The 24,566-nt window shown below is 61.2% G+C and carries 19 protein-coding genes, 2 tRNA genes and 1 pseudogene; 2 read left to right on the forward strand and 20 right to left on the reverse strand.

Features of this window, described 5'->3' with window-relative positions:
• Window positions 1-159: 159 nt before the first annotated feature.
• From M1D99_RS27055 to rnr, 11 genes are all read right to left on the reverse strand, one after another.
• Window positions 160-3,453, reverse strand: coding sequence for a transglutaminase family protein (locus tag M1D99_RS27055; RefSeq protein WP_434572730.1), 3,294 nt, complete (start codon window positions 3,451-3,453; stop codon window positions 160-162).
• 174 nt (window positions 3,454-3,627) lie between these two features.
• Window positions 3,628-4,089 carry a hypothetical protein gene (locus M1D99_RS27060; protein WP_434572732.1) on the reverse strand — a complete coding sequence of 154 codons (462 nt, stop codon included), beginning with the start codon at window positions 4,087-4,089 and terminating at the stop codon, window positions 3,628-3,630.
• Window positions 4,086-5,006, reverse strand: a complete 921-nt coding sequence (locus M1D99_RS27065; protein ID WP_434572734.1) for an NAD synthetase — start codon at window positions 5,004-5,006, stop codon at window positions 4,086-4,088. Before M1D99_RS27065 ends, M1D99_RS27060 begins: the two co-directional genes overlap by 4 nt.
• Window positions 5,007-5,290: 284 nt before the next feature.
• Complete coding sequence (locus tag M1D99_RS27070; RefSeq protein ID WP_186707857.1) at window positions 5,291-7,591, reverse strand: YgiQ family radical SAM protein; 2,301 nt, start codon at window positions 7,589-7,591, stop codon at window positions 5,291-5,293.
• A 189-nt stretch (window positions 7,592-7,780) separates the two neighbouring features.
• Window positions 7,781-9,178: a replicative DNA helicase gene (dnaB, locus tag M1D99_RS27075; RefSeq protein WP_027911801.1), complete on the reverse strand. Its 1,398-nt coding sequence runs from the start codon at window positions 9,176-9,178 to the stop codon at window positions 7,781-7,783.
• Between the two features lie 117 nt (window positions 9,179-9,295).
• On the reverse strand, window positions 9,296-9,742 hold the full coding sequence (gene rplI, locus M1D99_RS27080) for a 50S ribosomal protein L9 (protein WP_003186385.1): 447 nt from the start codon (window positions 9,740-9,742) through the stop codon (window positions 9,296-9,298).
• Between the two features lie 18 nt (window positions 9,743-9,760).
• The gene (locus M1D99_RS27085; protein ID WP_024618455.1) at window positions 9,761-10,654 is read right to left on the reverse strand and encodes a YybS family protein; all 894 of its coding nucleotides are present in this window, start codon (window positions 10,652-10,654) and stop codon (window positions 9,761-9,763) included.
• A gap of 36 nt (window positions 10,655-10,690) precedes the next feature.
• The gene (rpsR, locus tag M1D99_RS27090; protein WP_002551829.1) at window positions 10,691-10,921 is read right to left on the reverse strand and encodes a 30S ribosomal protein S18; all 231 of its coding nucleotides are present in this window, start codon (window positions 10,919-10,921) and stop codon (window positions 10,691-10,693) included.
• A gap of 28 nt (window positions 10,922-10,949) precedes the next feature.
• On the reverse strand, window positions 10,950-11,378 hold the full coding sequence (gene rpsF, locus M1D99_RS27095; protein WP_003186395.1) for a 30S ribosomal protein S6: 429 nt from the start codon (window positions 11,376-11,378) through the stop codon (window positions 10,950-10,952).
• Between the two features lie 307 nt (window positions 11,379-11,685).
• The gene (rlmB, locus tag M1D99_RS27100; protein WP_060739416.1) at window positions 11,686-12,444 is read right to left on the reverse strand and encodes a 23S rRNA (guanosine(2251)-2'-O)-methyltransferase RlmB; all 759 of its coding nucleotides are present in this window, start codon (window positions 12,442-12,444) and stop codon (window positions 11,686-11,688) included.
• On the reverse strand, window positions 12,441-15,071 hold the full coding sequence (gene rnr / locus M1D99_RS27105; protein WP_186707859.1) for a ribonuclease R: 2,631 nt from the start codon (window positions 15,069-15,071) through the stop codon (window positions 12,441-12,443). The genes rlmB and rnr overlap by 4 nt, the downstream gene beginning before the upstream one ends.
• A 227-nt stretch (window positions 15,072-15,298) precedes the next feature.
• On the opposite strand from rnr, the gene M1D99_RS27110 reads away from it, so the two are divergent.
• Together M1D99_RS27110 and M1D99_RS27115 are read left to right on the forward strand one after the other, a co-directional pair.
• Window positions 15,299-15,385 (forward strand) — tRNA-Leu (locus tag M1D99_RS27110).
• Between the two features lie 175 nt (window positions 15,386-15,560).
• Window positions 15,561-15,647: transfer RNA gene (locus M1D99_RS27115), tRNA-Leu, on the forward strand.
• Window positions 15,648-15,870: 223 nt separating this feature from the next.
• Here M1D99_RS27115 and M1D99_RS27120 read toward each other — a convergent pair.
• From M1D99_RS27120 to hfq, 9 genes and pseudogenes are all read right to left on the reverse strand, one after another.
• Entirely contained in the window at window positions 15,871-16,755 is an 885-nt protein-coding gene (locus M1D99_RS27120; RefSeq protein WP_434576627.1) for a methyl-accepting chemotaxis protein, read from the reverse strand.
• Window positions 16,756-16,776: 21 nt separating this feature from the next.
• Window positions 16,777-17,469 (reverse strand): annotated as a pseudogene (locus tag M1D99_RS27125) (methyl-accepting chemotaxis protein); the annotation flags it as partial.
• Window positions 17,470-17,486: 17 nt separating this feature from the next.
• Window positions 17,487-17,804, reverse strand: a complete 318-nt coding sequence (locus tag M1D99_RS27130) for a hypothetical protein (RefSeq protein WP_458131061.1) — start codon at window positions 17,802-17,804, stop codon at window positions 17,487-17,489.
• Window positions 17,805-17,954: 150 nt separating this feature from the next.
• The gene (locus M1D99_RS27135) at window positions 17,955-19,247 is read right to left on the reverse strand and encodes an adenylosuccinate synthase (protein WP_003186407.1); all 1,293 of its coding nucleotides are present in this window, start codon (window positions 19,245-19,247) and stop codon (window positions 17,955-17,957) included.
• 54 nt (window positions 19,248-19,301) lie between these two features.
• Window positions 19,302-20,489, reverse strand: a complete 1,188-nt coding sequence (locus M1D99_RS27140) for an ATP phosphoribosyltransferase regulatory subunit (RefSeq protein ID WP_186707978.1) — start codon at window positions 20,487-20,489, stop codon at window positions 19,302-19,304.
• Between the two features lie 326 nt (window positions 20,490-20,815).
• A complete protein-coding gene (gene hflC, locus M1D99_RS27145) occupies window positions 20,816-21,685 on the reverse strand; it encodes a protease modulator HflC (protein ID WP_053117908.1) in 870 nt (289 codons plus the stop codon).
• Window positions 21,685-22,857, reverse strand: coding sequence for an FtsH protease activity modulator HflK (gene hflK, locus M1D99_RS27150; protein WP_186707980.1), 1,173 nt, complete (start codon window positions 22,855-22,857; stop codon window positions 21,685-21,687). The genes hflC and hflK overlap by 1 nt, the downstream gene beginning before the upstream one ends.
• Before the next feature lie 85 nt (window positions 22,858-22,942).
• Window positions 22,943-24,244 carry a ribosome rescue GTPase HflX gene (gene hflX, locus M1D99_RS27155; protein WP_053117904.1) on the reverse strand — a complete coding sequence of 434 codons (1,302 nt, stop codon included), beginning with the start codon at window positions 24,242-24,244 and terminating at the stop codon, window positions 22,943-22,945.
• A gap of 12 nt (window positions 24,245-24,256) precedes the next feature.
• A complete protein-coding gene (hfq, locus tag M1D99_RS27160) occupies window positions 24,257-24,517 on the reverse strand; it encodes an RNA chaperone Hfq (RefSeq protein ID WP_003186419.1) in 261 nt (86 codons plus the stop codon).
• Between the last annotated feature and the right edge of the window lie 49 nt (window positions 24,518-24,566).

The following is a 24,566-nucleotide window of genomic DNA, read 5'->3' on the forward strand; positions in this document are numbered from 1 at the left end:
ACGCCCGGATAGGTGTGTTTGTGTTGGATCCGACCTGGGCTTTGAGACTGCAATCATTGTGGCGAGGGAGCTTGCTCCCGCTGGGTTGCGCAGCAGCCCCAAGATTTTACGGTCGCTGCGCAACCGAGCGGGAGCAAGCTCCCTCGCCACAAGGTCCACCTAGCGCTTTGGCGCCCCTGGAAAACGTCGCAGATCGAGCGTGAGCGGAAACTCGTCATCCACCGCCAGGCTCGGTATCGGCAGTTTCCCCGGTGTATGTCCGAGCCGGAAGAAACGCGCCATGCGCCGGCTCTCGGCCTCGTTGGCGTTCACCGGCAGGCTGTCATAGTTGCGCCCGCCCGGATGGGCCACGTGATACTGGCAGCCGCCCACGGAACGTTGCATCCAGGTGTCGAGCACGTCGAAAACCAACGGCGCATGCACCGGGATGGTCGGTTGCAGGCAGTTGGCCGGTTGCCAGGCACGGAACCGCACCCCGGCGACGAACTCGCCGACTCGACCGGTCGGTTGCAACGGCACCGCAACGCCGTTGCAGGTCAGCAGGTAGCGTTGCGGCGCCAGGCCGCTGAGCTTGACCTGCAAACGCTCCAGGGACGAATCCACATAACGCACGGTGCCGCCCACCGCGCCCTCTTCTCCCAGCACATGCCAAGGTTCGAGGGCTTGGCGCAATTGCAGCTCGATGCCGCTGACCGCGTAATCGCCCACCTTGGGAAAACGGAACTCCAGGTGCGCGGCGAACCACTCGGCCCGCAGCGGGTAGCCGACGGCGTTCAGTTCGTGGATGACGTCGGCAAAATCCTGCTCGATAAAGTGCGGCAACAGGAAGCGGTCATGCAGCTCGGTGCCCCAACGCGCCAGTTTCTCCGGCGCATACGGCTCGCGCCAGAACCGCGCCACCAGTGCCCGCAGCAGTAACTGCTGGGCCAGGCTCATGCGGGCGTGGGGCGGCATCTCGAACGCACGCAACTCCAACAGGCCGAGACGCCCGGTGGCGCCGTCCGGTGAATAGAGCTTGTCGACGCAGAATTCGGCACGGTGGGTGTTGCCGGTCACGTCGATCAACAGGTTGCGCAGCAAGCGGTCCACCAACCACGGCGGGCATTCCTCGCCGGACTGGGGCATTTGCGCGAAGGCGATTTCCAGCTCGTACAACGCGTCGTTGCGCGCCTCGTCCACGCGGGGCGCCTGGGACGTCGGGCCGATGAACAATCCGGAAAACAAGTAGGACAACGACGGGTGGTTATGCCAGTAACTGATCAGGCTGCGCAGCAGGTCGGGACGCCGCAGGAACGGTGAATCCGCCGGTGTCGCGCCACCCAGTACGAAGTGGTTACCGCCACCGGTGCCGGTGTGCCGGCCATCGATCATGAATTTCTCGGTGGTCAGCCGGGTCTGTCGCGCTTCTTCGTACAAAAACTCAGTGCGTTCGACCAGTTCATCCCAGCTCGCCGAGGGCTGCACGTTGACCTCGATCACACCAGGGTCGGGGGTGATGCGGAAATTGCTCAGGCGCGGATCGCTTGGCGGCTCGTAGCCCTCCAACAGCACCGGACAGTGCAACTCCTCAGCCGTCGCCTCGATGGCACTGACCAGCTCCAGGTAATCCTCGACCCGCTCCAGCGGCGGCATGAACAAGTAAAGCCGGCCTTCGCGGGCCTCGGCACAAAAGGCGGTGCGGGTCAGCCAGTCGGCGGATTTGTCGATCTCCGGGACACGTTCCTGCTCGGCCGCCGGCTCGCCGTGACGCGCCAACTGCTCGGTGCCGGGCAGTTCGGGCAAGTCCTGGTTCGGGTCGGTGGGATGGATGAACGGGTACTCGGCCGCCGTCACCCAAGGCTGGGACGCCAGCGGCAAGCGATAGCCCAGGGGCGAATCCCCCGGCACCAGGCGACAGTGGTTGTCCCGCAGGTACCAGCGACCGCTTTGCCATTGATCGCCCTTGGCGGTGCGGGCCAACGGCAGGACCTGGCCGATGACCTTGTCCAGGCCCTGGCTGAAGACCTTGCGCAACCGCGCACGCTCCAAGGCATCCTCCAGGCGCGGGTCTTCGGCCGTGACGTTCGACGGCAACGCACCCTCGCGCCAGAGGTAATAGAAATTATCTTCGTAGGCAGGAAACACGAACCGCGCAGGGATTTTCAAACGCTCGGCAACGCTTGCCAGGAAGCGTCCAGCGAGTTCGCCATCGGCGCCGTAATCTTGCTGCTCGTCGGCGATCAACGCGCTGTTGTGCCAGATCGGCACCCCGTCACGCCGCCAATAACAGTTCAGCGACCAGCGCGGCAATTGCTCGCCGGGGTACCACTTGCCCTGGCCGAAATGCACCAGCCCCTTAGGCGCATAGTGGTTGCGCATGCGCTGGAACAGCTCGGCGGAGAGCCGACGCTTGTCCGGCCCAAGTGCCGCGGTGTTCCACTCGGCGCCATCCGGGTCATCGATGGAGACAAAGGTCGGTTCGCCCCCCATGGTCAGGCGCACGTCGCCCTCCAGCAGGTCGGCATCGATCTGCCGCCCCAGGGCCTGGATCGCCAGCCATTGGGCATCGGTGTAAGGCTTGGTTACCCGCGGCGCTTCCCAGACACGCTCGACGGACATTTCGTGGCTGAACTCGCACTCGCACGGCTCCACCAGGCCGCTGATCGGTGCCGCCGAGGACGGATCGGGACTACAGGCCAACGGGATGTGGCCTTCACCGGCGAACAACCCAGAGGTCGCATCCAGGCCGATCCAGCCGGCACCGGGCAGGTAGACCTCGCACCAGGCATGCAGGTCGGTGAAATCCACGTCGGTGCCGGACGGGCCATCGAGGCTCTTCACGTCGGCGGTCAACTGGATCAGGTAACCGGAGACAAACCGCGCGGCCAAGCCGAGGTTTCGCAGCAACTGGACCAACAGCCAGGCCGAGTCGCGGCACGAGCCGGACGCGTGCTCAAGGGTGTGCTCCGGGGTCTGGACACCGGGCTCCATGCGGATCAGGTAGTTGATGTCTTCGCTCAGGCGCTGGTTGAGCGCCACCAGGAAATCCACCGCCGGCAACGGCGTGCGGTCGATGCCCTCCAGATAGGCCTGGAACTTCGGCGTCAATGGCAGGGTTTCCAGGTAAGGCGCCAGCTCCTTGCGTTCGTCAGCCGCGTAGGTGAACGGAATCTTCTCGGCGTAGGGCTCGAGGAAGAAGTCGAACGGATTGAACACCGCCATTTCCGCCAGCAGGTCGACTTCGATCCGCATCTCCCGGGTTTTCTCGGGAAACACCAACCGCGCCAGGTAATTGCCCTGGGGGTCCTGCTGCCAGTTGATGAAATGCTGCTCGGGCGAAACCTTCAGCGCATAGGAAAGGATCCGCGTGCGGCTGTGGGCCGCCGGGCGCAGGCGAACGATCTGCGGGCCGAGTTCGACCGCGCGGTCGTAGCGGTAATGCGTGACGTGATGCAATGCGACATGGATCGACACGACGTGCCTCCTGCGAGCCTGAGCGGTAACGAAAGCGGCGCAAGACTTATGCCATGCAGGCAGGCCGGACACTTTCTTTGTCTACTCAAGGCAGTAGAGCACTAAAAACGCGCGATGCCCGAATTCATCTGCAACGCAATGCACATAAATGCGGCGCTGGCCGTGCGAATTGACTCAACGGCGCGGGCGTGGGGCCTTGGCGGCCTGGATGATGAGTTCGCGCTGACGGCGGACTTCTACCAGTTTGCCGCGCATCTCCCGGTGGCGTCTGCTGTTGAGCAGCAGCAACGCAAGCAACGGGAACAGCAGGCTCAAACTGTAAATCAACCTATCAGGCCGATAAGCGATCGTGGGCAGGACGCCAAAAAAACACAGCCCCAAGACCCCAACCATCGGCCACATCCAAACGGGGCGCCCACGAGCAATCATGAAGTTGCAATGCACGATGACAAGCGTAAGCGCGACGCCCCCAAAAAAAGACCACTTCACGTTATCCGCCAATGAAAGATCTTGAAAATAACTTTCAAAAAAAAGGGGAACAGCAAAAACCAGAGCGAAGACCGACGCAAATATCGCCCCCATGAAGACCGGAAAATATTGGATGAGAAAAACCCGAACACTGGGCTGTCCATTCATTCTTCGATCTCCTCGTACAACCCCACTGCAATGGTCCGGACATTCCCGGAAATCGCGCTTCCAGTGAAGCCGATGGCAGCTCCCAAGGCATCCCGAATCTGTGTGACGGTGGCATGCCTGATTTGAGTGGGCGTAAAGCGCTTGGGTAGCTCGCCAGACAACTGCTTGAGTTTGAGCAGTTTGGAGGTCAGGCGAGGGTCCTGGATACTCAGCAACTCTTTGGTCAGCTTGGCTCGCTCCTGTCGATTCAGGCCCCGGAGCACCTCCCTCACACTTTTGCCCGTGGCAGCTTTATTCAATCTGACCAGTTTGAGAGTCGTCAGCGACGATGCCCCGACCCCAACCAACGCCGCGGCATCCAACACAATCATGGTGTTCTGGTACCACGCCTCACTGTCGAGCTGATCGTTTAGTGCCGGGTTACTGATTTCATTGCGCATGCGATAACCGCTCGCAAAACATTGCGCAGTGCTGGCCGCGGCGGCGGTATAACCCAACACAGCAATCGCGGTGCTTGCCCCTGCTGAAAATGGGATAGCTACAGAACCGCTGAGTACCACGACCCAACCGATAACGGCCCCCGCGCACGACAAGGACGTATTGATCGCTTCGCCGACCAATCGCGATTCCCGTGGATTGTCCTGGACCTGCTGAGCAAACTGAGCCGGCGCGATGTATTTCTGTGCCTCGCGCAAAATGATCCGCTTGGGCTTGATGCTGCAGATCGGCTTGAACTCACGCAGGGTCACTACATTGAACTCGGCGTCGATATACACCACGCCTGCACCGACGATACTCGGATCGGCATCAATGGAGGCAAACAGGCGTGGTAGGTTGATTTGGCTTTCAATGCGGCGGCGGGCCATCATTTGGGAGATGCTGCTGTCCATGCCGATGCCGGGTAACGGAGTGCTCATATGAATCGTCCTTGAGAATCGGAAGAAGTAAGTCTTTATCCACACACAATACTGTGGCGAGGGAGCTTGCTCCCGCTCGGCGGCGAAGCCGTCGTAAACCGGGCGGCACGGTCTATCTGGAAACCTTGTATGGGATTGTTTGGGGCCGCTTCGCAGCCCAGCGGGAGCAAGCTCCCTCGCCACAAAGGCTATGCGGGCGCCACGATAACAAACGGCCAGCACCGCCGCTAGAAAGCAAAACGCCAGCACTCAAGGCTGGCGTTTTTTGCGGGGCTGCAAGGCGATCAGCGCGGCACGACGGGCTTGCGCGCTGGTTTCGGTCCTTTGCCCTTGGCGGCATCCTTGCGTTCCTTGGCGGCCTGCTGGTTGCGGGCGAATGCCGCGGCCTTGGCCTGCTCGCGCTTGTCCCATGGGTTGCCACCGTCGCTGGCTCGCGGCGGCAGGCCGGTGTGCTGGGTCAGGATCTTGGTGGTTTCCTTGCCCACCTTGTGGCTGCCGGCTGGCGTCGAGTTCTTGCGACGGGCGCTCTGGTAGCTGTCGGTGGCCGGCTGGTGCAACGGAATCAACTGGTTCTTGCCCGGCCCGATCAGGTCGGCGCGCCCCATGCGGGTCAACGCTTCGCGCAGCATCGGCCAGCCTTTCGGGTCGTGATACCGCAGGAAAGCCTTGTGCAGGCGGCGCTGCTCCTCGCTCTTGACGATGGTCACCCCGTCGCTCTTGTAGGTGACCTTGCGCAGCGGGTTCTTGCCCGAATGGTACATGGCGGTGGCGGTGGCCATCGGCGACGGATAGAACGCCTGCACCTGATCGGCCCGGAAACCGTTGCCCTTGAGCCACAGCGCCAGGTTCATCATGTCTTCGTCGGTGGTGCCCGGGTGGGCGGCGATGAAGTACGGAATCAGGTACTGCTCTTTCCCGGCTTCCTTGGTGTACTTCTCGAACATCCGCTTGAACTTGTCATAGCTGCCGATGCCCGGCTTCATCATCTGGTTGAGCGGACCTTCCTCGGTGTGTTCCGGGGCGATCTTCAGGTAGCCGCCGACGTGGTGGGTCACCAGCTCCTTGACGTATTCCGGCGATTCGACTGCCAGGTCGTAACGCAAGCCAGAGGCAATCAGGATCTTCTTTACCCCAGGCAATGCCCGGGCGCTGCGGTACAGCTGGATCAGCGAAGAATGGTCGGTGTTCAAGTTCGGGCAGATGCCAGGGAACACGCACGACGGCTTGCGGCACGCGGATTCGATTTCCGGGCTCTTGCAGGCAATGCGGTACATGTTCGCGGTCGGCCCGCCGAGGTCGGAAATCACCCCAGTGAAACCTGGAACCTTGTCGCGGATCTCTTCGATCTCGCGAATGATCGACTCTTCGGAACGGTTCTGGATGATCCGGCCTTCGTGCTCGGTGATCGAGCAGAAGGTGCAGCCACCAAAGCAGCCGCGCATGATGTTCACCGAGAAACGGATCATCTCGTAGGCAGGGATCTTCTCCTTGCCGTACGCCGGATGGGGAACACGTGCGTAAGGCATGCCAAACACGTAGTCCATTTCTTCAGTGGTCATCGGAATGGGCGGCGGGTTGAACCAGACGTCGACTTCGCCGTGCTTCTGCACCAGCGCACGGGCGTTGCCCGGGTTGGTTTCCAGGTGCAGCACGCGGTTGGCGTGGGCGTAGAGCACCGCATCGCCACGAACCTTTTCCACCGATGGCAGGCGAATCACGGTCTTGTCGCGGGTCATTTTCGGGCTCGCCAGGATCTGCACGACCTTGGCTTCGCTCGGGTCTTCAACCGGACCCTTCTCTTGCTCGATGGCGCAGGCTGCGGTGTCCTGGGTATTCACGTACGGGTTGATGATCTTGTCGATCTTGCCCGGACGGTCAATGCGCGTGGAATCGACTTCGTACCAGCCTTGCGGCGTGTCACGACGGATAAACGCAGTGCCGCGCACATCGGTGATGTCTTCGATCTTGTGGCCATAGGACAGGCGCTGGGCGACTTCGACAATCGCCCGCTCGGCGTTGCCGTAGAGCAGGATGTCGGCGCAGGCGTCGATCAGGATCGAGTTGCGCACCCGGTCCTGCCAGTAATCGTAGTGAGCGATGCGGCGCAGGGACGCTTCGATGCCGCCGAGCACGATCGGTACATGCTTGTAGGCTTCCTTGCAGCGCTGGCTATAGACCAGGCTCGCACGGTCCGGCCGCTTGCCCGCCAAACCACCCGGGGTGTAAGCGTCGTCGGAGCGGATTTTCTTGTCGGCGGTGTAGCGGTTGATCATCGAGTCCATGTTGCCGGCCGCGACGCCGAAAAACAGGTTGGGCTCGCCAAGCTTCATGAAGTCGTCTTTGGACTGCCAGTTCGGCTGGGCAATGATCCCGACACGGAAGCCCTGGGCCTCCAGCAAACGGCCAATGATCGCCATGCCGAACGACGGGTGATCGACGTAGGCATCACCGGTCACGATGATGATGTCGCACGAATCCCAGCCGAGCTGATCCATCTCCTCCCTGCTCATGGGCAGGAACGGCGCCGGGCCGAAACATTCGGCCCAGTACTTGGGATAGTCAAATAACGGCTTGGCTGCTTGCATGTCGATGACCGGTATAAAGGATGAAAAATCGCGGGCGCGGAATATAGCACAAAAAATAACCAATTCCGACGGCTATGGTCGGAAATTGCGCACTCCCCTGTGGGAGCGGGCTTGCTCGCGAAGGCGGTGTGTCAGTCGCCACTGAGGTTTCTGGCACACCGCCTTCGCGAGCAAGCCCGCTCCCACAGGTTATTCGTCGTCATCAAAATTGTAGCTACCCGGCGCCAGGTTTTCGAAACGCGTGTATTTGCCGATGAACGCCAGGCGGATAAAGCCGATCGGGCCGTTCCGCTGCTTGCCGATGATGATTTCGGCGATGCCCTTGTGTTCGGTCTCGGGGTGATACACCTCGTCCCGGTAGACGAACATGATCACGTCGGCGTCCTGCTCGATCGCTCCGGATTCCCGCAAGTCGGAGTTCACCGGGCGTTTGTTGGGGCGCTGTTCCAGGGAACGGTTCAACTGGGACAGGGCGACCACCGGGCAGTTGAATTCCTTGGCCAGGGCCTTGAGGGAACGGGAGATCTCGGAAATCTCGTTGGTCCGGTTGTCACCGCTGGAACCGGGGATCTGCATCAATTGCAGGTAGTCGATCATGATCAGCGCAATGTCGCCGTGCTCACGCACCAGGCGCCGGGTCCGGGCGCGCATTTCCGACGGGCTGATGCCCGCCGTATCATCGATGAACAGCTTGCGGTCGTTGAGCAGGTTGACCGCCGAGGTGAGGCGTGGCCAGTCGTCGTCTTCCAGTTGGCCGGAACGGACCTTGGTCTGATCGATACGCCCCAGGGACGAGAGCATACGCATGATCAGCGATTCGCCTGGCATCTCGAGGGAGTACACCAGCACCGCCTTGTCGCTGCGCAGCACGGCGTTTTCCACCAGGTTCATCGCAAAGGTGGTCTTACCCATGGACGGACGACCGGCGACGATGATCAGGTCGGACGGTTGCAGGCCGCTGGTCTTCTCGTCGAGGTCGGTGTAACCGGTGGACAGGCCGGTGATGGCGTTGTCGGTGTTGAACAAGGTGTCGATACGGTCGATGGCCTTGGTCAACAGGTCGTTGACACTCACCGGGCCACCGGTTTTCGGCCGGGCCTCGGCGATCTGGAAGATCTGCCGCTCGGCTTCGTCAAGGATCTCGGCGGCGGTGCGGCCTTCCGGGTTGAAGGCACTGTCGGCGATCTCGGTGCTGATGCCGATCAACTGGCGCAAGGTCGCCCGCTCGCGCACGATCTGGGCATAAGCCTTGATGTTGGCGACCGACGGCGTGTTTTTCGCCAGTTCACCCAGGTAACCCAGGCCGCCGACCTGGGACGTCTGCCCTTCCTTGTCCAATTGCTCGGCCAGGGTCACGACGTCGATCGGCATGTTCTGATCGGCCAGACGGGCGATCGCACGGAAAATCAGGCGGTGGTCATGCCGGTAGAAATCGCCATCGGAGACTTGATCGAGCACACGTTCCCAGGCGTTGTTATCCAACATCAGGCCGCCCAGCACGGCCTGTTCGGCCTCGATGGAATGCGGAGGCACCTTCAGGGCAGCGGTTTGCAGATCGTATTGCTCGGGGGCGGTGATTTCGTTCATGGCCACGTCTGGTTATGAAAATCAGGAATTGCAGAAAGACAAAGGGCACGACCTGTAAACAGGATCGTGCCCGATGTTACCGGCAAGCACCCAAGGGTGCCAGCCGACAGGTGTTGCTTAGGCTGCTACCACGACAACGCGTACGGTGGCTTCAACTTCGGCGTGCAGGTGCACGGCTACGTCGAATTCACCTACGTTGCGGATGGTGCCGTTCGGCAGACGAACTTCGCTTTTCGCAACTTCAACGCCGGAGGCGGTCAGTGCGTCAGCGATGTCGTGAGTACCGATCGAACCGAACAGCTTGCCTTCGTCGCCAGCGGTGGCAGTGATGGTCACTTCCAGCTCGGCCAGTTGGGCAGCACGGCTTTCAGCCGATGCTTTACGGTCTGCGGCGGCTTTTTCCAGCTCAGCGCGACGCTCTTCGAACGCAGCCAGGTTGGCAGCGGTCGCAGCGGTGGCTTTGCCGAAAGGCAGCAGGTAGTTACGACCGTAGCCGGCCTTAACGTTTACTTTATCGCCCAGGTTGCCCAGGTTGGCGATTTTTTCCAGAAGGATCAGTTGCATGTGAAAATCCTCTAACTTTTAACCTTCACCGTTCGCGTTGTCGGCGTCTTTCGGCGCCATACGACCGCGAAAATCAATCAGGCTGTCGACGATGGCCAAGACCACCAGCAACGGATAGATCAGCTGCATGAACAGCAACAACGTGACGTACAACCCCACCAGCCAGAACCTGGCCAGTCGCTTTTGCGCCACCAGCCCGTGAATCAGGGCCAGGGCGGCAAAGACCAGCGGTACACTGCACAACGGCGTGAGCATCGCCATCTGCGGACCGAAGTTCGGCCCCAGAAGCATGCCCGCCAACAGCAACATCGCCAGCCCAAGCGGGAAACGGATGGCGCGAAACTCGCGACCAAAACCACCCGGGTTGTACAACAACGCCTGCCAGTAGCGCCCGATAACCAGGCTCAGCACACTGACGATTTGCAACAAGGCCGCAATCAGTCCGGTCAGGACGGGGGCGATCAGGGACGCGAAACGCGCCTGCTCTTCTACCGACATCTGCTGGTAGAGATCACCGAGCGCCTCGGGCAGGATTTTTATCAAAGCCTGCGACAGCATCTCGATCTGGGGTGCGAAAGCCACCCCGAGCACCACTGAAAACACCACGCCTATCGCTATGCTGACCAGCAGCACGCGGTTCCAGGATTCGCTAGCGCGCAACACCAACGCCAGCGCCGAAGTCCCCAGCAGTACCATGACTGCACGCGGGTCCGCGGAATACAGCCACCAGAGCAAGGCCGGCAGCAGTCCTAGAGCAAGAACGCCCAAGGCGTCCCTCAATCCGCGCCGCAGGAGTACAAGACTCCCGGCGGCAGCACCCAACCAATACAACAACGGCAATGCCGCGCATCCAGCCACTACCAGAGTGGCCTGCATACGACCGCGCATGATGAACTCAGCTAAGGCGCGCATGCATTCAATCCCTTACTACTCGTCGACTGCCCGGTCTCAGCGGCCGTGGCTGTCGGTGTAGGCCAGCAGGGCCAGGAAGCGGGCGCGCTTGATAGCGGTGGCCAGCTGACGCTGATAACGAGCTTTGGTACCGGTGATACGGCTTGGAACGATTTTGCCGGTCTCGGATACGTAGGCTTTCAGAGTGTTGAGATCTTTGTAATCGATCTCTTTCACGTCTTCAGCGGTGAAGCGGCAGAATTTACGACGACGGAAGAAACGTGCCATGTGATTGGCTCCTTAAAAGGTCCGTGGATTACTCGTCAGCGTTATCGCTGTTGTCGCTGTCGCTATCGCTGTCATCGCCATCGGCGCTGTCAGAGTGCTCAGGACGGTCGCGACGCTCACGGCGCTCACTGCGGTTTTCTTCAGCCTTGAGCATCTCGGATTGGCCAGTGACGGCTTCTTCGCGACGGATGACCAGGTTACGGATCACTGCATCGTTGTAGCGGAAGTTGTCTTCCAGCTCGGCCAGGGCCTTGCCAGTGCACTCAACGTTCAGCATCACGTAGTGAGCCTTGTGAACATTGTTGATTGCGTAGGCCAGTTGACGACGGCCCCAATCTTCCAGACGGTGGATTTTGCCGCCGTCTTCTTCGATCAGCTTGGTGTAACGCTCAACCATGCCGCCGACTTGCTCGCTTTGATCCGGGTGGACCAAAAAGATGATTTCGTAATGACGCATGAATGCTCCTTACGGGTTGTAGCCTGCCGCTCAAAAACGGTCAGACAAGGAGTGAATGACACTTATGGACTTGAGGACGCTAGACACATAAGTGCCTGCCATCACAGCAAGGGGCGCAATTGTAGAGAAGGGGCGAAGGCGGCGCAAGGCAATTGGCGATTATTTGAACAACCGCTGATTTCCACCTCAACACAAAACAATGTGGGAGCGGGCTTGCTCGCGAAAGCGGTCCGACATTCAACATATTTGCCGAATGACGCTCCACTTTCGCGAGCAAGCCCGCTCCCACAATTGATTTACGCCTGGATCAAGGCTTTTTGGCGACAGCCTTGACGCTACGCTGGCGCAGCGCCTCGAACAGGCACACGCCGGTGGCCACCGAGACGTTGAGGCTGCTGACGCTACCGGCCATCGGCAACTTGACCAAATAGTCGCAATGCTCGCGGGTCAGGCGGCGCATGCCCTTGCCTTCGGCGCCCATGATCAGGATCGTCGGGCCCGTCAGGTCCTGGTCATAGATGCTGACCTCGGCCTCGCCCGCCGTACCGACGACCCACAGGCCGCGCTGCTGGAGTTTTTCCAGGGTGCGCGCCAGGTTGGTCACCGCCACCAACGGAATCACTTCCGCCGCGCCGCAAGCGACTTTACGCACCACCGGCGTCAACGTCGCCGACTTGTCCTTGGGCACGATGACCGCCAATGCTCCGGCGGCATCCGCCGAACGCAGGCAGGCGCCGAGGTTGTGGGGATCGGTCACGCCGTCCAGCACCAGCAACAGCGGAGCGCCTTCGGTACGGTCGAGCAACTCGTCGAGCATGGCTTCGCCCCAGACCTGGCTCGGACTGACGTCCGCGACCACGCCCTGGTGAACGCCCTCGACCCACGCGTCCATTTCACGACGCTCGGCCTGACCGATGGCAACCTTGTTTTGGGTAGCCAGTTCGACCAGCGCTTGCACACGCGGCTCGCTGCGACCTTCCGCCAACCACACTTGCTTGACACGCTTGGGGTGGTGACGCAGCAGGGCTTCTACGGCGTGCACGCCGTAGATTTTTTCCAGACTCATGACTTGGCCTTAGGTTTGCGCGACCCGCCGCTTTTCGCGGGGGCCGAACCCGCTTTTGGCGGGCCTTTACGGTGTTTGCTTGGCTTGCTCGACGACTTTTCCGCCCCGTGGGACTTTCCCCCAGACGCCGCTTTACCACCGCTCTTGGCTTCGTTGAGCAACTGCTGCTTCAACTCGCGACTCTTGCGCAGTTCGGCGTTTTTCGCCGCTGCGTCGCTGGGGCGGTAGGCTTCGGGGGCCTTGTCCTTGGTAGACGAACGGCGACCAGCCTTGGCTGGCTCAGGCGCTGCGGTTTTGGCCGGGGCACCCTTGCCCTTGCTCGCAGGCGCTGCGGTCTCGCTGCCGCGCTTTTTACGGCCAGTCGGCGCTTCGGCCGGCTTGTCGGACATTCCGAAGTCGATCTTGCGCTCGTCGAGGTCGACGCGCATGACCTGCACTTCCACGGTGTCGCCCAGGCGGAAGCTGCGACCGGTGCGCTCGCCCGCCAAGCGGTGATGCACAGGATCAAAGTGGTAGTAATCACCCGGCAAGGCGGTGACGTGCACCAGGCCCTCGACATAGATATCGGTCAGTTCGACGAACAGACCAAAGCCGGTCACAGCCGTGATCACGCCAGGGAACGACTCGCCCACGCGATCCTTCATGAACTCGCACTTGAGCCAGTTCACCACGTCGCGGGTCGCTTCGTCGGCACGGCGCTCGCTCATGGAGCACTGCTCGCCCAACTGTTCCAGGGCCGCCTCGTCGTACGGATAGATCCGTGCCTTCGGAATGGTCATGGCACCGGCGCGCTTGACGTGCGGGGTGTTCTGCTTGGAATGGATCACGCTGCGGATCGCGCGGTGCGTGAGCAGGTCCGGATAACGACGGATCGGCGAGGTGAAGTGGGTGTACGCCTCGTAATTCAGACCGAAGTGGCCCTGGTTGTCGGCGCTGTACACCGCCTGGCTCAGGGAGCGCAGCATCACGGTCTGGATCACATGGTAATCCGGACGATCCTTGATGCTGGCCAGCAGTGCCTGGTAGTCCTTCGGCGTCGGGCCGTCCTTGCCTTTGTGCAGGGACAGGCCGAGCTCGCCGAGGAAGGCGCGCAGTTTTTCCAGGCGCTCCGGCGGCGGGCCGTCGTGCACGCGGTACAACGCCGGAATCTCGTGTTTCTTGAGGAATTCGGCAGTGGCCACGTTGGCCGCCAGCATGCACTCTTCGATCAGCTTGTGCGCATCGTTACGGGTGGTCGGGGTGATCGCGGCGATCTTGCGCTCGGAACCGAAGACAATCCGGGTTTCCTGGGTCTCGAAATCGATCGCGCCACGCACGTGACGGGCACCCAGCAACACCTTGTACAGCGCGTAGAGTTGCTTGAGGTGCGGCACCACGCCAGCGTATTCGGTACGCAGGGCCTTGGCTTCACTGGTCTTCGGCGTTTCCAGGATGGTGCTGACCTTGTTGTAGGTCAGGCGCGCCTGGGAGTGGATCACCGCTTCGTAGAACTGGTAGTCGGTCATTTCGCCGGTTTTGGAGATGGTCATCTCGCACACCATGGCCAAACGGTCGACTTTCGGGTTCAGCGAGCACAGGCCGTTGGACAGCTGCTCAGGCAGCATCGGGATCACGCGCTCAGGGAAATACACGGAGTTGCCGCGCACCTGGGCTTCGTTATCCAGGGCCGAACCGATCTTCACGTAGCTGGACACGTCGGCAATCGCGACGAACAACTTCCAGCCGCCGGAGAACAGGCGCAGCTTGCCGGGCTTGGCTTCGCAGTACACCGCATCGTCGAAGTCGCGGGCATCTTCGCCGTCGATGGTGACGAACGGCAGATGGCGCAAGTCGATGCGTTTTTCTTTATCTTTCTCTTCGACTTCCGGCTTGAGCTTGGCGGCTTCCTTGAGCACAGCGTCGGGCCAGACGTGAGGAATGTCGTAGGTGCGCAACGCAACGTCGATCTCCATGCCCGGCGCCATGTAGTTGCCGACCACTTCAACGATATCGCCCTGGGGCTGGAAGCGCGCAGTGGGCCAGTGGGTGATTTTAACCTCGACGAACTGCCCCACCTTCGCGGCGCCATTACGGCCCGGGGTAATCAGCACTTCCTGCTGGACCTTCGGGTTATCCGGCACAACGAAACCGATGCCGCCTTCTTCGAAGTAACGGCCAACGATACTTTCATGGGCGCGGGACACCACTTCGACGATCACGCCTTCACGGCGACCGCGGCGGTCCAGGCCGGACACACGAGCCAGGGCCCGGTCACCGTCGAACACCAGGCGCATTTGCGCCGGGCTCATGAACAGGTCGTCGCTGCCATCGTCCGGGATCAGGAAGCCGAAGCCGTCACGGTGACCGGCGATGCGACCGAGGATCAGGTCGAGCTTGTCCACCGGCGCATAGGTGCCGCGCCGGGTGTAGATCAGTTGAGCGTCGCGCTCCATGGCGCGCAGACGGCGGCGCAGGGCTTCGAGTTGGTCCTCGGTGGTCAGACCGAACTCTTCGACCAACTGCTCGCGGCTAGCAGGCGAACCCCGATCGGCGAGATGCGCCAGGATCAGTTCACGGCTAGGAATAGGGTTTTCATATTTTTCCGCTTCACGAGCGGCCTCGGGATCGAGGGACTGCCAATCGGCCATTAGAGAGTTTTCACCTTGTCTATATGCGGGTTAGTTTGGCATAGGCTTAATGAAACGGGAAATTTCAAGCATTCGATAGCGTTTCCAGCGTCATTTGGCCAGCCCTTTGGTACCCCGGGAAGCACCGCTCGTGAAATTTAGCGGTTTTTTTCTCCGCAGGGGTTTACAGTTAAAAACACGCTCCGTATAGTGCGCGCCATCGACGACGTACACACGTTGCCGATACTGCCCAGATGGTGAAATTGGTAGACACGCCAGCTTCAGGTGCTGGTGACCGCAAGGTCGTGGAAGTTCGAGTCTTCTTCTGGGCACCAATTTCGAGCAGCAGGTCAATGGCTTGCAAGCTCAACAAAACCCGCGAAAGCGGGTTTTTGCATTTCTGCCCCTTGGATTTGCGCCTGGCAATTACTAAAACAAAAACAGGGGTTTACAGATCAAAACGCGCTCCGTATAGTGCGCGACATCAACAGCGGCAACGCTGAAGATGCTGCCCAGATGGTGAAATTGGTAGACACGCCAGCTTCAGGTGCTGGTGACCGCAAGGTCGTGGAAGTTCGAGTCTTCTTCTGGGCACCAATTCAAGCTTCAAGATCATGATCTTGAAACTCACAGAACCCCGCGAAAGCGGGTTTTTGCGTTTCTGGGGCTGCCAGATTATTGGCTGACGACTCGAATGTATCCGAGCCACTAAAGCCGCCTTCGCGAGCAAGCCCGCTCCCACAGGAGATTGAGTACTCATGAGTACACCATCAACTGTGGGAGCGGGCTTGCTCGCGAAGGGGCCAGCCTGATCAGCCCATCAAGCCCTGAACTGCCCCAGGCTCGCCTTCAACTGCGCCGCCAGGCTGTCCAGCACCTTACCGCTGGCGGTGGTCTCGACCACGGCCTGGGCCGCTTTTTCAGCCTGGGCATGGATCGTCTCCACCCGCCCACGCACCGCTTGCGCGCCCTGGGCTTGATGGGCCGCCGCCTGGGTCGCCAGACCGATGGCCGCATGCACCTGCTCGACGGACGCCTGCACCGACTGCTGCAGCCGCGCGCTGTCACGCAACACCAACAAACCTTCGCTGGCCTGACGCCCCGCCTGGCCAATGGCGGCCACCGCCTCGCGAGCGCCTTGCTGCAAGGCCACGATGTGCGCCTGGATATCGCCCGTCGAGCTCTGGGTCTTGCTCGCCAACGCCCGCACCTCGTCCGCTACCACCGCAAACCCGCGCCCGGTTTCCCCGGCCCGCGCCGCCTCGATGGCCGCGTTCAGGGCCAGCAAGTTGGTCTGCTCGGCAATGCCATGAATCACCGTCAGCACCACTTCAATCTGTTCGCTCTGCTGCGCCAGGCGCTCGATCACTTTCGCCCCGGTGTCCACCTGGCCGGCCAGCGCCTCGATCAAGCCGCCGACCTTGGCCGAAGTCCGGGTGTTTTCATCGGTGGCCTGGCGGATTTCCACCACTTGTTGCAGCGCCGCCTGCATTGCCTGACTTTCCGATTGAGCTTCGTCAGCCATTTGCGACAGCGCACGCAGGCTCTCGGCCACTTCATCGCGCTGCATCCCGGCCGCCGCGTCGGCGCCGGAGTTGCGCAAGGTCATCGCGCCGATTTCCACGCCGGTACGCTGGGCCACATCGCCCGCCTCGCGCACGATGGGTTGCAACTTATCCACAAAGCGATTGACCGCCGAGGCCATGTCGCCGATTTCGTCCTTGCTGTTGATTTGCACCCGCTTGGTCAGGTCACCCTCGCCCGCCGCCAGGTCGTTCATGGCGGCGATCAGCAGCTTCAAGCGATTGACCACTCGACGCCCCAGCACCACGGCCAGCAGCGCCAGCACGCCGAAGCCCACCAGCGCCAAGCCCAGGCCGATGCGCCAGCGCAAAGTGCCTGCGGCCTCCTGGACAGTGGAGGCGGTATTGGTTTGCATCTGCGTGGCCGTGGCCTGGGCCGACTCCAAGCGACCGCGCATGGCGGTGGCGCTGTCAGCCGCCGCGCCTTTGAGACTGTCGCCGACCAATTGGTCGCTGCTGGCGATCAAGGCCGAGAAGCGCTGGTCCAACGCCTTTAGGTCGGTTTCAACGGAAGCCGTGGAAACCCCCATCAAGACCTTGCCGATCTCTACGCCGTTGGGGTTGATCGAGGCTTCCAGGTAATACACTGACGGATCGTTTTTCGCCGCGTCCAGCACCTTGTCCAACGCCCGCTCGCCTTTGCCCTTCTCCAGCAGCGCCTTGTTGATCGGGTTTTCCCGGTTCAGGTAGCGAGTCAAGTGCTCACCATTGGCGTCGTCATAGATGACGAACAGCACGTTGGGATTGCGCTGGGCCCGACGGGCGAATTCAGAGAGGGTGGGCACGTCGTTATCCCACATGGCGCGCGGCGCAACGGACGCCAGGAGTTGCGCCATATCATTGGCGGAATCCCTCAAGTCCTTCTCCAATGTCCACGCAACTGCGCCTGCTCGTCCTTCAGGCGAGCGGACAGCCCGGCGTTCAGTCGCTGGCGGGTATTGGCGGACAAGCTGTCCAGGCTCGACGTGACTTCGCGCCCGGCCTGCTCCAGCTCGGTGGAAAGCTTCTGGCTGTCCGCCCCCAGCCGCGTGCCAAGGTCAGCTTCCAGCGCCGTGACGGTGCTTCGGGTCAGCGCAACGGCCACCAGCACCTGCACCAAAAGGGCGATACCCAGGGTAACGAACACAGGCCGCAATAAACGGCTTTGTAACAGTGAGAGAACGGCCGACACGTGAAATCCCTCTACCAAACGCCATTAATTTGATGGCACTCGGAAAAGCGGTGCCTTAATGGAGTTGCTTAGCAAGTGTCGTGCCGCCCGGCAGGCAGAAACGACAAAGGGCCCTAATGAGGGCCCTTTGTGTGTTACATCAACGACTTATCAGGCAAACGGATGACGCAGAACGATGGTTTCGTTGCGGTCCGGCCCCGTCGAAATAATGTCGATCGGCGCACCGACCAACTCTTCGACGCGCTTGATGTAGTTGCGCGCGGCCACCGGCAGCTCTTCCAGGGTCTTGGCGCCCACGGTCGATTCGGTCCAGCCCGGCATCTGCTCGTACACCGGCTCCAGGCCGATGTAGCTGTCGGCATCGGTCGGTGCGTCGATGACAGCGCCATCCTGGTTCTTGTAGCCCACGCAGATGTTGATGGTTTCCAGGCCGTCCAGCACGTCCAGCTTGGTCAGGCACAGGCCCGAGATGCTGTTGACGTCGATGGCGCGACGCAGGATGACGGCATCGAACCAGCCGCAACGACGGGCACGGCCGGTGGTGGCACCGAACTCGTGGCCACGCTTGGCCAGGAAAGCACCGACGTCGTCGAACAGCTCAGTCGGGAATGGACCCGAACCGACGCGCGTGGTGTAGGCCTTGGTGATACCCAGGATGTAGTCCAGGTACATCGGGCCGAAACCCGAACCGGTGGCGATGCCGCCGGCGGTGGTGTTGGAGCTGGTGACGTACGGGTAGGTACCGTGGTCGATGTCCAGCAGCGAACCCTGGGCACCTTCGAACATGATGTCCTTGCCGGCGCGACGCAGCTCGTGCAGCTCGGCGGTGACGTCGAGCATCATCGGCTTGAGCAGCTCGGCGTATTCCATGCACTCATCCAGGGTTTTCTGGAAGTCGATGGCCGGCTCTTTGTAGTAATTGACCAGGACGAAGTTGTGGTAGTCCAGCAACTCACCCAGCTTGGCGGCGAAACGCTCACGGTGGAACAGGTCACCGATGCGCAGACCACGACGGGCCACCTTGTCTTCGTAGGCCGGGCCGATGCCACGACCGGTGGTGCCGATCTTCAGCTCGCCACGGGCCTTTTCACGGGCCTGGTCCAGCGCAACGTGGTAGGACAGGATCAGCGGGCAGGACGGGCTGATACGCAGGCGCTCGCGCACCGGTACGCCTTTTTCTTCCAGCTTGATGATTTCCCGCAGCAAGGCGTCGGGCGCAACCACCACACCGTTGCCGATCAGGCACTGGACGCCTTCGCGCAGCACGCCCGACGGAATCAGGTGCAGGACGGTTTTCTCACCGTCGATGACCAAGGTGTGGCCTGCGTTGTGGCCACCCTGGTAGCGCACTACGGCGGCAGCATGTTCGGTCAGCAGATCAACGATCTTGCCTTTGCCCTCATCACCCCACTGGGTGCCCAGGACTACGACATTCTTACCCATAACACTTGTCCTCATTCGCGCAAACTTGGTGCCGGCTTCGGCCGGCGGGAAAACTCAAGAAGCCAGCGGCAATACTTGCCAAAGCCCGTTCTGCTGAATCAATTGCCGGTCGCAGTCCGCTTCACGGGCGGCGGCCAAAGGTTGCCCTGGCAAAGCCTGGACAACACGCTGACCCTCACTGCGCAACTGGCAGACCGCCTGCCAGAGTGCCGCATCCGTACTGTCAGGCATCCAGATACCGCCAGACGGTAGCTCGACTTCAGCACGCCCCAGGGTCACCAGGGTTTTCAAATCGGTGGAGAAACCGGTCGCCGGACGGGCACGACCAAAGTCAGCGCCGATGTCGTCATAACGGCCGCCCTGGGCGATGGACTGCCCCACGCCCGGTACGAACACCGCGAACACGACACCGGTGTGGTAGTGATAACCGCGCAACTCGCCCAGGTCGAAATACAGCGGCAACTCGGGGAAGCGCACCGACAGACGCTCGGCAATCGCCAGCAAGTCGTCCAGCGCGGCCAACACCGGCGCCGGTGCATGGGCCAGGCGTTCACGGGCCGCGACCAATACTTCACGTCCGCCGCACAGGTCCACCAGCGCCCGCAGCATGCCCGACAGATCGGCCGGCAAGCCCTCGGTCAGGCTGATGACTTCGTCGATGGCCTTGCGCTGCAGGGCATCGAACAGCTGCTGTTCAACTTCGCCGGACAAACCGGCCGCACGGGCCAGGCCGCGATAGATACCGACATGCCCCAGGTCCATGTGGACATCCGGCACGTCAGCCAGTTGCAGCATGGCCAGCATCAGGCTGATGACTTCCACGTCGCTGCTCGGGCTGGCATCGCCATACAACTCGGCGCCCAATTGGATCGGGCTGCGCGAAGAGGACAAGGCGCGCGGCTGGGCATGCAGCACACTGCCGGCGTAGCACAGGCGGCTCGGGCCCTCGCGGCGCAGGGTGTGGGCGTCGATGCGCGCCACTTGCGGCGTGATGTCGGCACGAAAGCCCATCTGCCGACCCGACTGCGGGTCGATTACCTTGAAGGTGCGCAGGTCCAGGTCCTGGCCCGCGCCGGTGAGCAGGGATTCCAGGTACTCGATATGCGGGGTGACGACGAACTCGTAACCCCAGCTCTGGAACAGATCCAACACCTGCCGACGCGCCACTTCGATACGCGCAGCTTCCGGTGGCAGTACTTCTTCGATGCCATCTGGCAGCAGCCAGCGGTCTACCGTTGCCATTACGCCATTCCCCTATGGTCCGGGCGGCCAGCTTTCGGACTGGCCTTGAGTGAAGCAGAAAATACCTGCGCCAGGCGCGCAGCTTGGGCAAAAAACGCGCAAGAGCGACGTGACGAATGGCCCATCATCGGCCTCGCCCGGCACTTTCCTCGAAAAACCTGTCGAGTCGTTCAACCCGACGCCTGCACCTATAAAACCGCAATCGAACGTGCAGACGCAAAAAAGCCGGGAATTTCCCGGCTGCCGCATCATACACACGTTTTCCCAAAGGATCACCCCGCCCGACGTTTTAGCCGCCGGGCGGAGTGTCTCAGGTCAACGCCGCATCAAGGCTTGGACTTTTCCAGGTAGTGGAAGAAGTCGCTGCTTGGGTCCAGGACCAGGACGTCGGATTTGTTCGCGAAGCTTTCACGGTAGGCACGCAGGCTACGGTAGAACGCGTAGAACTCCTGATCCTGACCATAAGCCTTGGCGTAGATCGAAGCGGCCTGGGCATCACCATCACCACGGACCTCTTCCGATTCACGATAGGCTTCGGCCAGCAGCACGCGGCGTTGGCGATCGGCGTCGGCACGGATGCCTTCGGCCAGCTCGTTACCCTTGGCGCGGTGCTCGCGAGCTTCACGCTCACGCTCGGTGCTCATCCGCTCGAACACGCTGCGGTTCACTTCCTTCGGCAGGTCGATAGCCTTGACCCGGACATCGACCACTTCGATACCCAGCTCTTTTTCCGCCATCGCATTCAGCGAACGGGTGATGTCGGCCATGAGCGCATCACGCTCGCCGGACACCACTTCATGCAGCGTGCGCTTACCGAACTGGTCACGCAGGCCCGATTCCAGACGACGGGACAGACGCTCGTCGGCGATCTGCTTGAGGCCCGAGGTCGCGGTGTAGAAGCGCTCGGCATCCTTCACGCGCCACTTGGCGTAGGCGTCCACCATCACGGCTTTCTTTTCCAGTGTCAGGAAGCGTTGCGTCGGCGCATCCAGCGTCATCAGGCGAGCGTCGAACTTGCGCACCTTGTTGACGTACGGCACCTTCACATGCAGCCCCGGCTGGACATCAGCCTGGACCACGCGACCGAATTGCAGCAACACCGCGCGCTCGGTCTGAGCCACGATGTAGAAGCAGTTCCAGGCAGCGATCGCCACGACGACACCGACAATAAGGGCGATCAGCGATTTATTGCTCATCAGCGACTCTCCCTGGTACGTGCTTGCTGTTGTTGCAGGTCCGCCGCCGCACGGGTGCTGGCCTCATTGCTGGCCGCCGTCGAACTGGCCGGTGGCGTACTGGTGTTTCGACCGCTCTCGACCATCTTGTCCAGCGGCAGGTACAGCAGATTGCTCTGGCCGTTCTTGTTGCCGGTCACGAGGACCTTGCTGGTGTTGCTGAAGACTTCCTGCATGGTGTCCAGGTACAGACGCTGGCGGGTCACTTCAGGGGCCTTGCGATATTCGGCCACCAGCTTGGTAAAGCGATCGGCCTCACCCTTGGCACGGGAGACCACTTCATCGCGGTAACCGTTGGCATCCTCGATAATGCGCTGGGCTTGGCCACGGGCTTCCGGCACGACGCCGTTGGCATAGGTTTCGGCCTGGTTGCGCGAACGCTGCTCGTCTTCACGGGCACGGATCACGTCATCGAAGGCTTCCTGGACCTCACGCGGTGCCGCTGCGCTCTGGACGTTGACCTGGGTGACGGTGATACCGGTGCGATAGGTATCGAGGAAACGTTGCAGACGCTCCTTGATTTCGCTCGCCATCAGCTCGCGACCTTCGGTCAGCACCTGGTCCATGGCGGTGGAACCCACCACATGGCGCAAGGCACTTTCGGTCGCGTGCTGCAAGCTGATCTCCGGCTGGTCGACGTTCAGCACGAAGTCCTGCAGGTTGGTGATCTTGTATTGCACGGTCAGCGGCACTTCGACGATGTTCTCGTCTTCCGTGAGCATCTGGCCCTGCTTGGTGTACGCCCGCTCACGCGTGACGTTCTCCATGTACTTCTGGTCGATCGGCGGGAAATAGATGTTCAGGCCCGGGCCAACCGTCTCGTAGTACTTGCCGAAGCGCAGCACCACGGCTTGCTCCTGTTCGTCCACGACATAGACCGCGCTGTACAGCCAGACAGCCGCCAGCACGACGAGGCCGATGCCGAGCAGGCCGAAACCGCCGCCCTTGCCCGAGCGACCACCGCCCTCATCGCCGCGTTTTTTACCACCACCGAACAAACCGTTCAGGCTTTCCTGCAGCTTTCGGAAGGCCTCGTCGAGATCCGGCGGCCCCTTGCGGTCGCCGTTGTTACGACGCTTGCCACCCCAAGGATCCTGATTATTCGAGTTGCCACCCGGCTCATTCCAAGCCATAGCGCTCTCCATCTGATAAAGCAAAGACGCACCCACGGCGCGCCGACCAATGCTACAGAATGCCTGACACCGCTTTCTCAGGCTTTTATTGCAAAGTGTGTTGCTCGATGAATTCCATCGGTTGCAGCCCTTCGCGACTGACCAGCCGGTTGAGCTCCGACCGAGGCAGGCGAACAGCCAGCAGGCAGACACCTTCTTCGTCGTGTTCTTCTTTTTGCACGGCCCCCAGCTCGAAAAACTGCGCACGAAGCCGGGCGAAACGTTGCGGCAACTTCAGGGTGCCGACAAACAGATCATTGCCCAACAGCTCGGCCACGGCCTGCTTGAGCAGGTCCAGGCCGGTGCCGTCACGGGCCGACAGCCAGACCCGTTGCGGCTTGCCATCGGCATCGCGCTGGATCTGCGGCTCCACGCCTTCGAGCAAATCGAGTTTGTTGTATACCTCGAGGATCGGCAAGTCCTGGGCTCCGATCTCGCCCAGCACCACCATCACCTGCTCGATCTGCAGCATCCGATCCGGCTCGGCGGCATCGATCACGTGCAACAGCAGGTCGGAGTTGCTCGACTCTTCGAGCGTAGCCCGGAAAGCCTCGACCAGCTTATGCGGCAGGTGACGGATGAAGCCCACGGTGTCGGCCAGCACGATCGGCCCGAGGTCGTCCAGGTCGAGCCGTCGCAGGGTCGGGTCGAGCGTGGCGAACAACTGGTCGGCGGCGTAGACGTCGGATTGGGTGACATTGTTGAACAGGGTCGATTTGCCGGCGTTGGTATAACCCACCAGTGAAACCGTCGGGATATCCGCGCGCTTGCGACCGCGGCGCGACTGCTCGCGCTGGCTGCGGACCTTTTCCAGCCGCCCCTTGATCTGGCGCAGGCGAACCCGCAACAGGCGTCGGTCGGTTTCCAGCTGGGTTTCACCCGGGCCGCGCAGGCCGATACCGCCTTTCTGCCGCTCAAGGTGAGTCCAGCCGCGAACCAGCCGCGTACTCATGTGCTCAAGCTGGGCCAGTTCGACCTGGAGCTTGCCCTCATGGGTGCGGGCGCGCTGGGCGAAGATATCGAGGATCAACCCCGTGCGGTCGATCACGCGACACTCGAAGACACGTTCGAGGTTACGTTCCTGACTGGGCGTGAGGATGTGATTGAAAATCACCAGATCGACCTGCTCGGCCTTGACCAGGTCGCGCAACTCCTCGACCTTGCCACTGCCGATCAGGAACTTGGCGGTTGGCCGATGACGCGGCACGTTGAAAAACGCGACGGTCTCGGCGCCGGCCGAAAGTGCCAATTCCTGAAACTCCTGCGGATCTTCGCGCGCCTCAGGGTCCTGTCCATCCAAGTGAACGAGAATGGCTCGTTCACCACCACCGTGGCGCTCAAAGAACAAAGGAGGCTCCTATCAGGCGTTACCCGGTTCAGCGTCACCGCCTTCGGATTCGGTTGCGCTAGGCAGACGAATTGGACGAACGGGCACCACTGTCGAGATCGCGTGCTTGTAGACCATCTGGCTGACGGTGTTTTTCAGAAGGATGACGAACTGGTCGAAAGACTCGATCGTGCCTTGCAGTTTGATCCCGTTGACCAGATAGATGGACACCCCAACTTTCTCTTTACGTAAAGTGTTCAAGTAAGGGTCTTGTAGCGAATGCCCTTTTGACATGTGCCGCACTCCTTTAAGGATCAATAATAAAAATCGGAATCAGATGGCT

The sequence above is a fragment of the Pseudomonas sp. R3-41 genome, assembly GCF_054161485.1.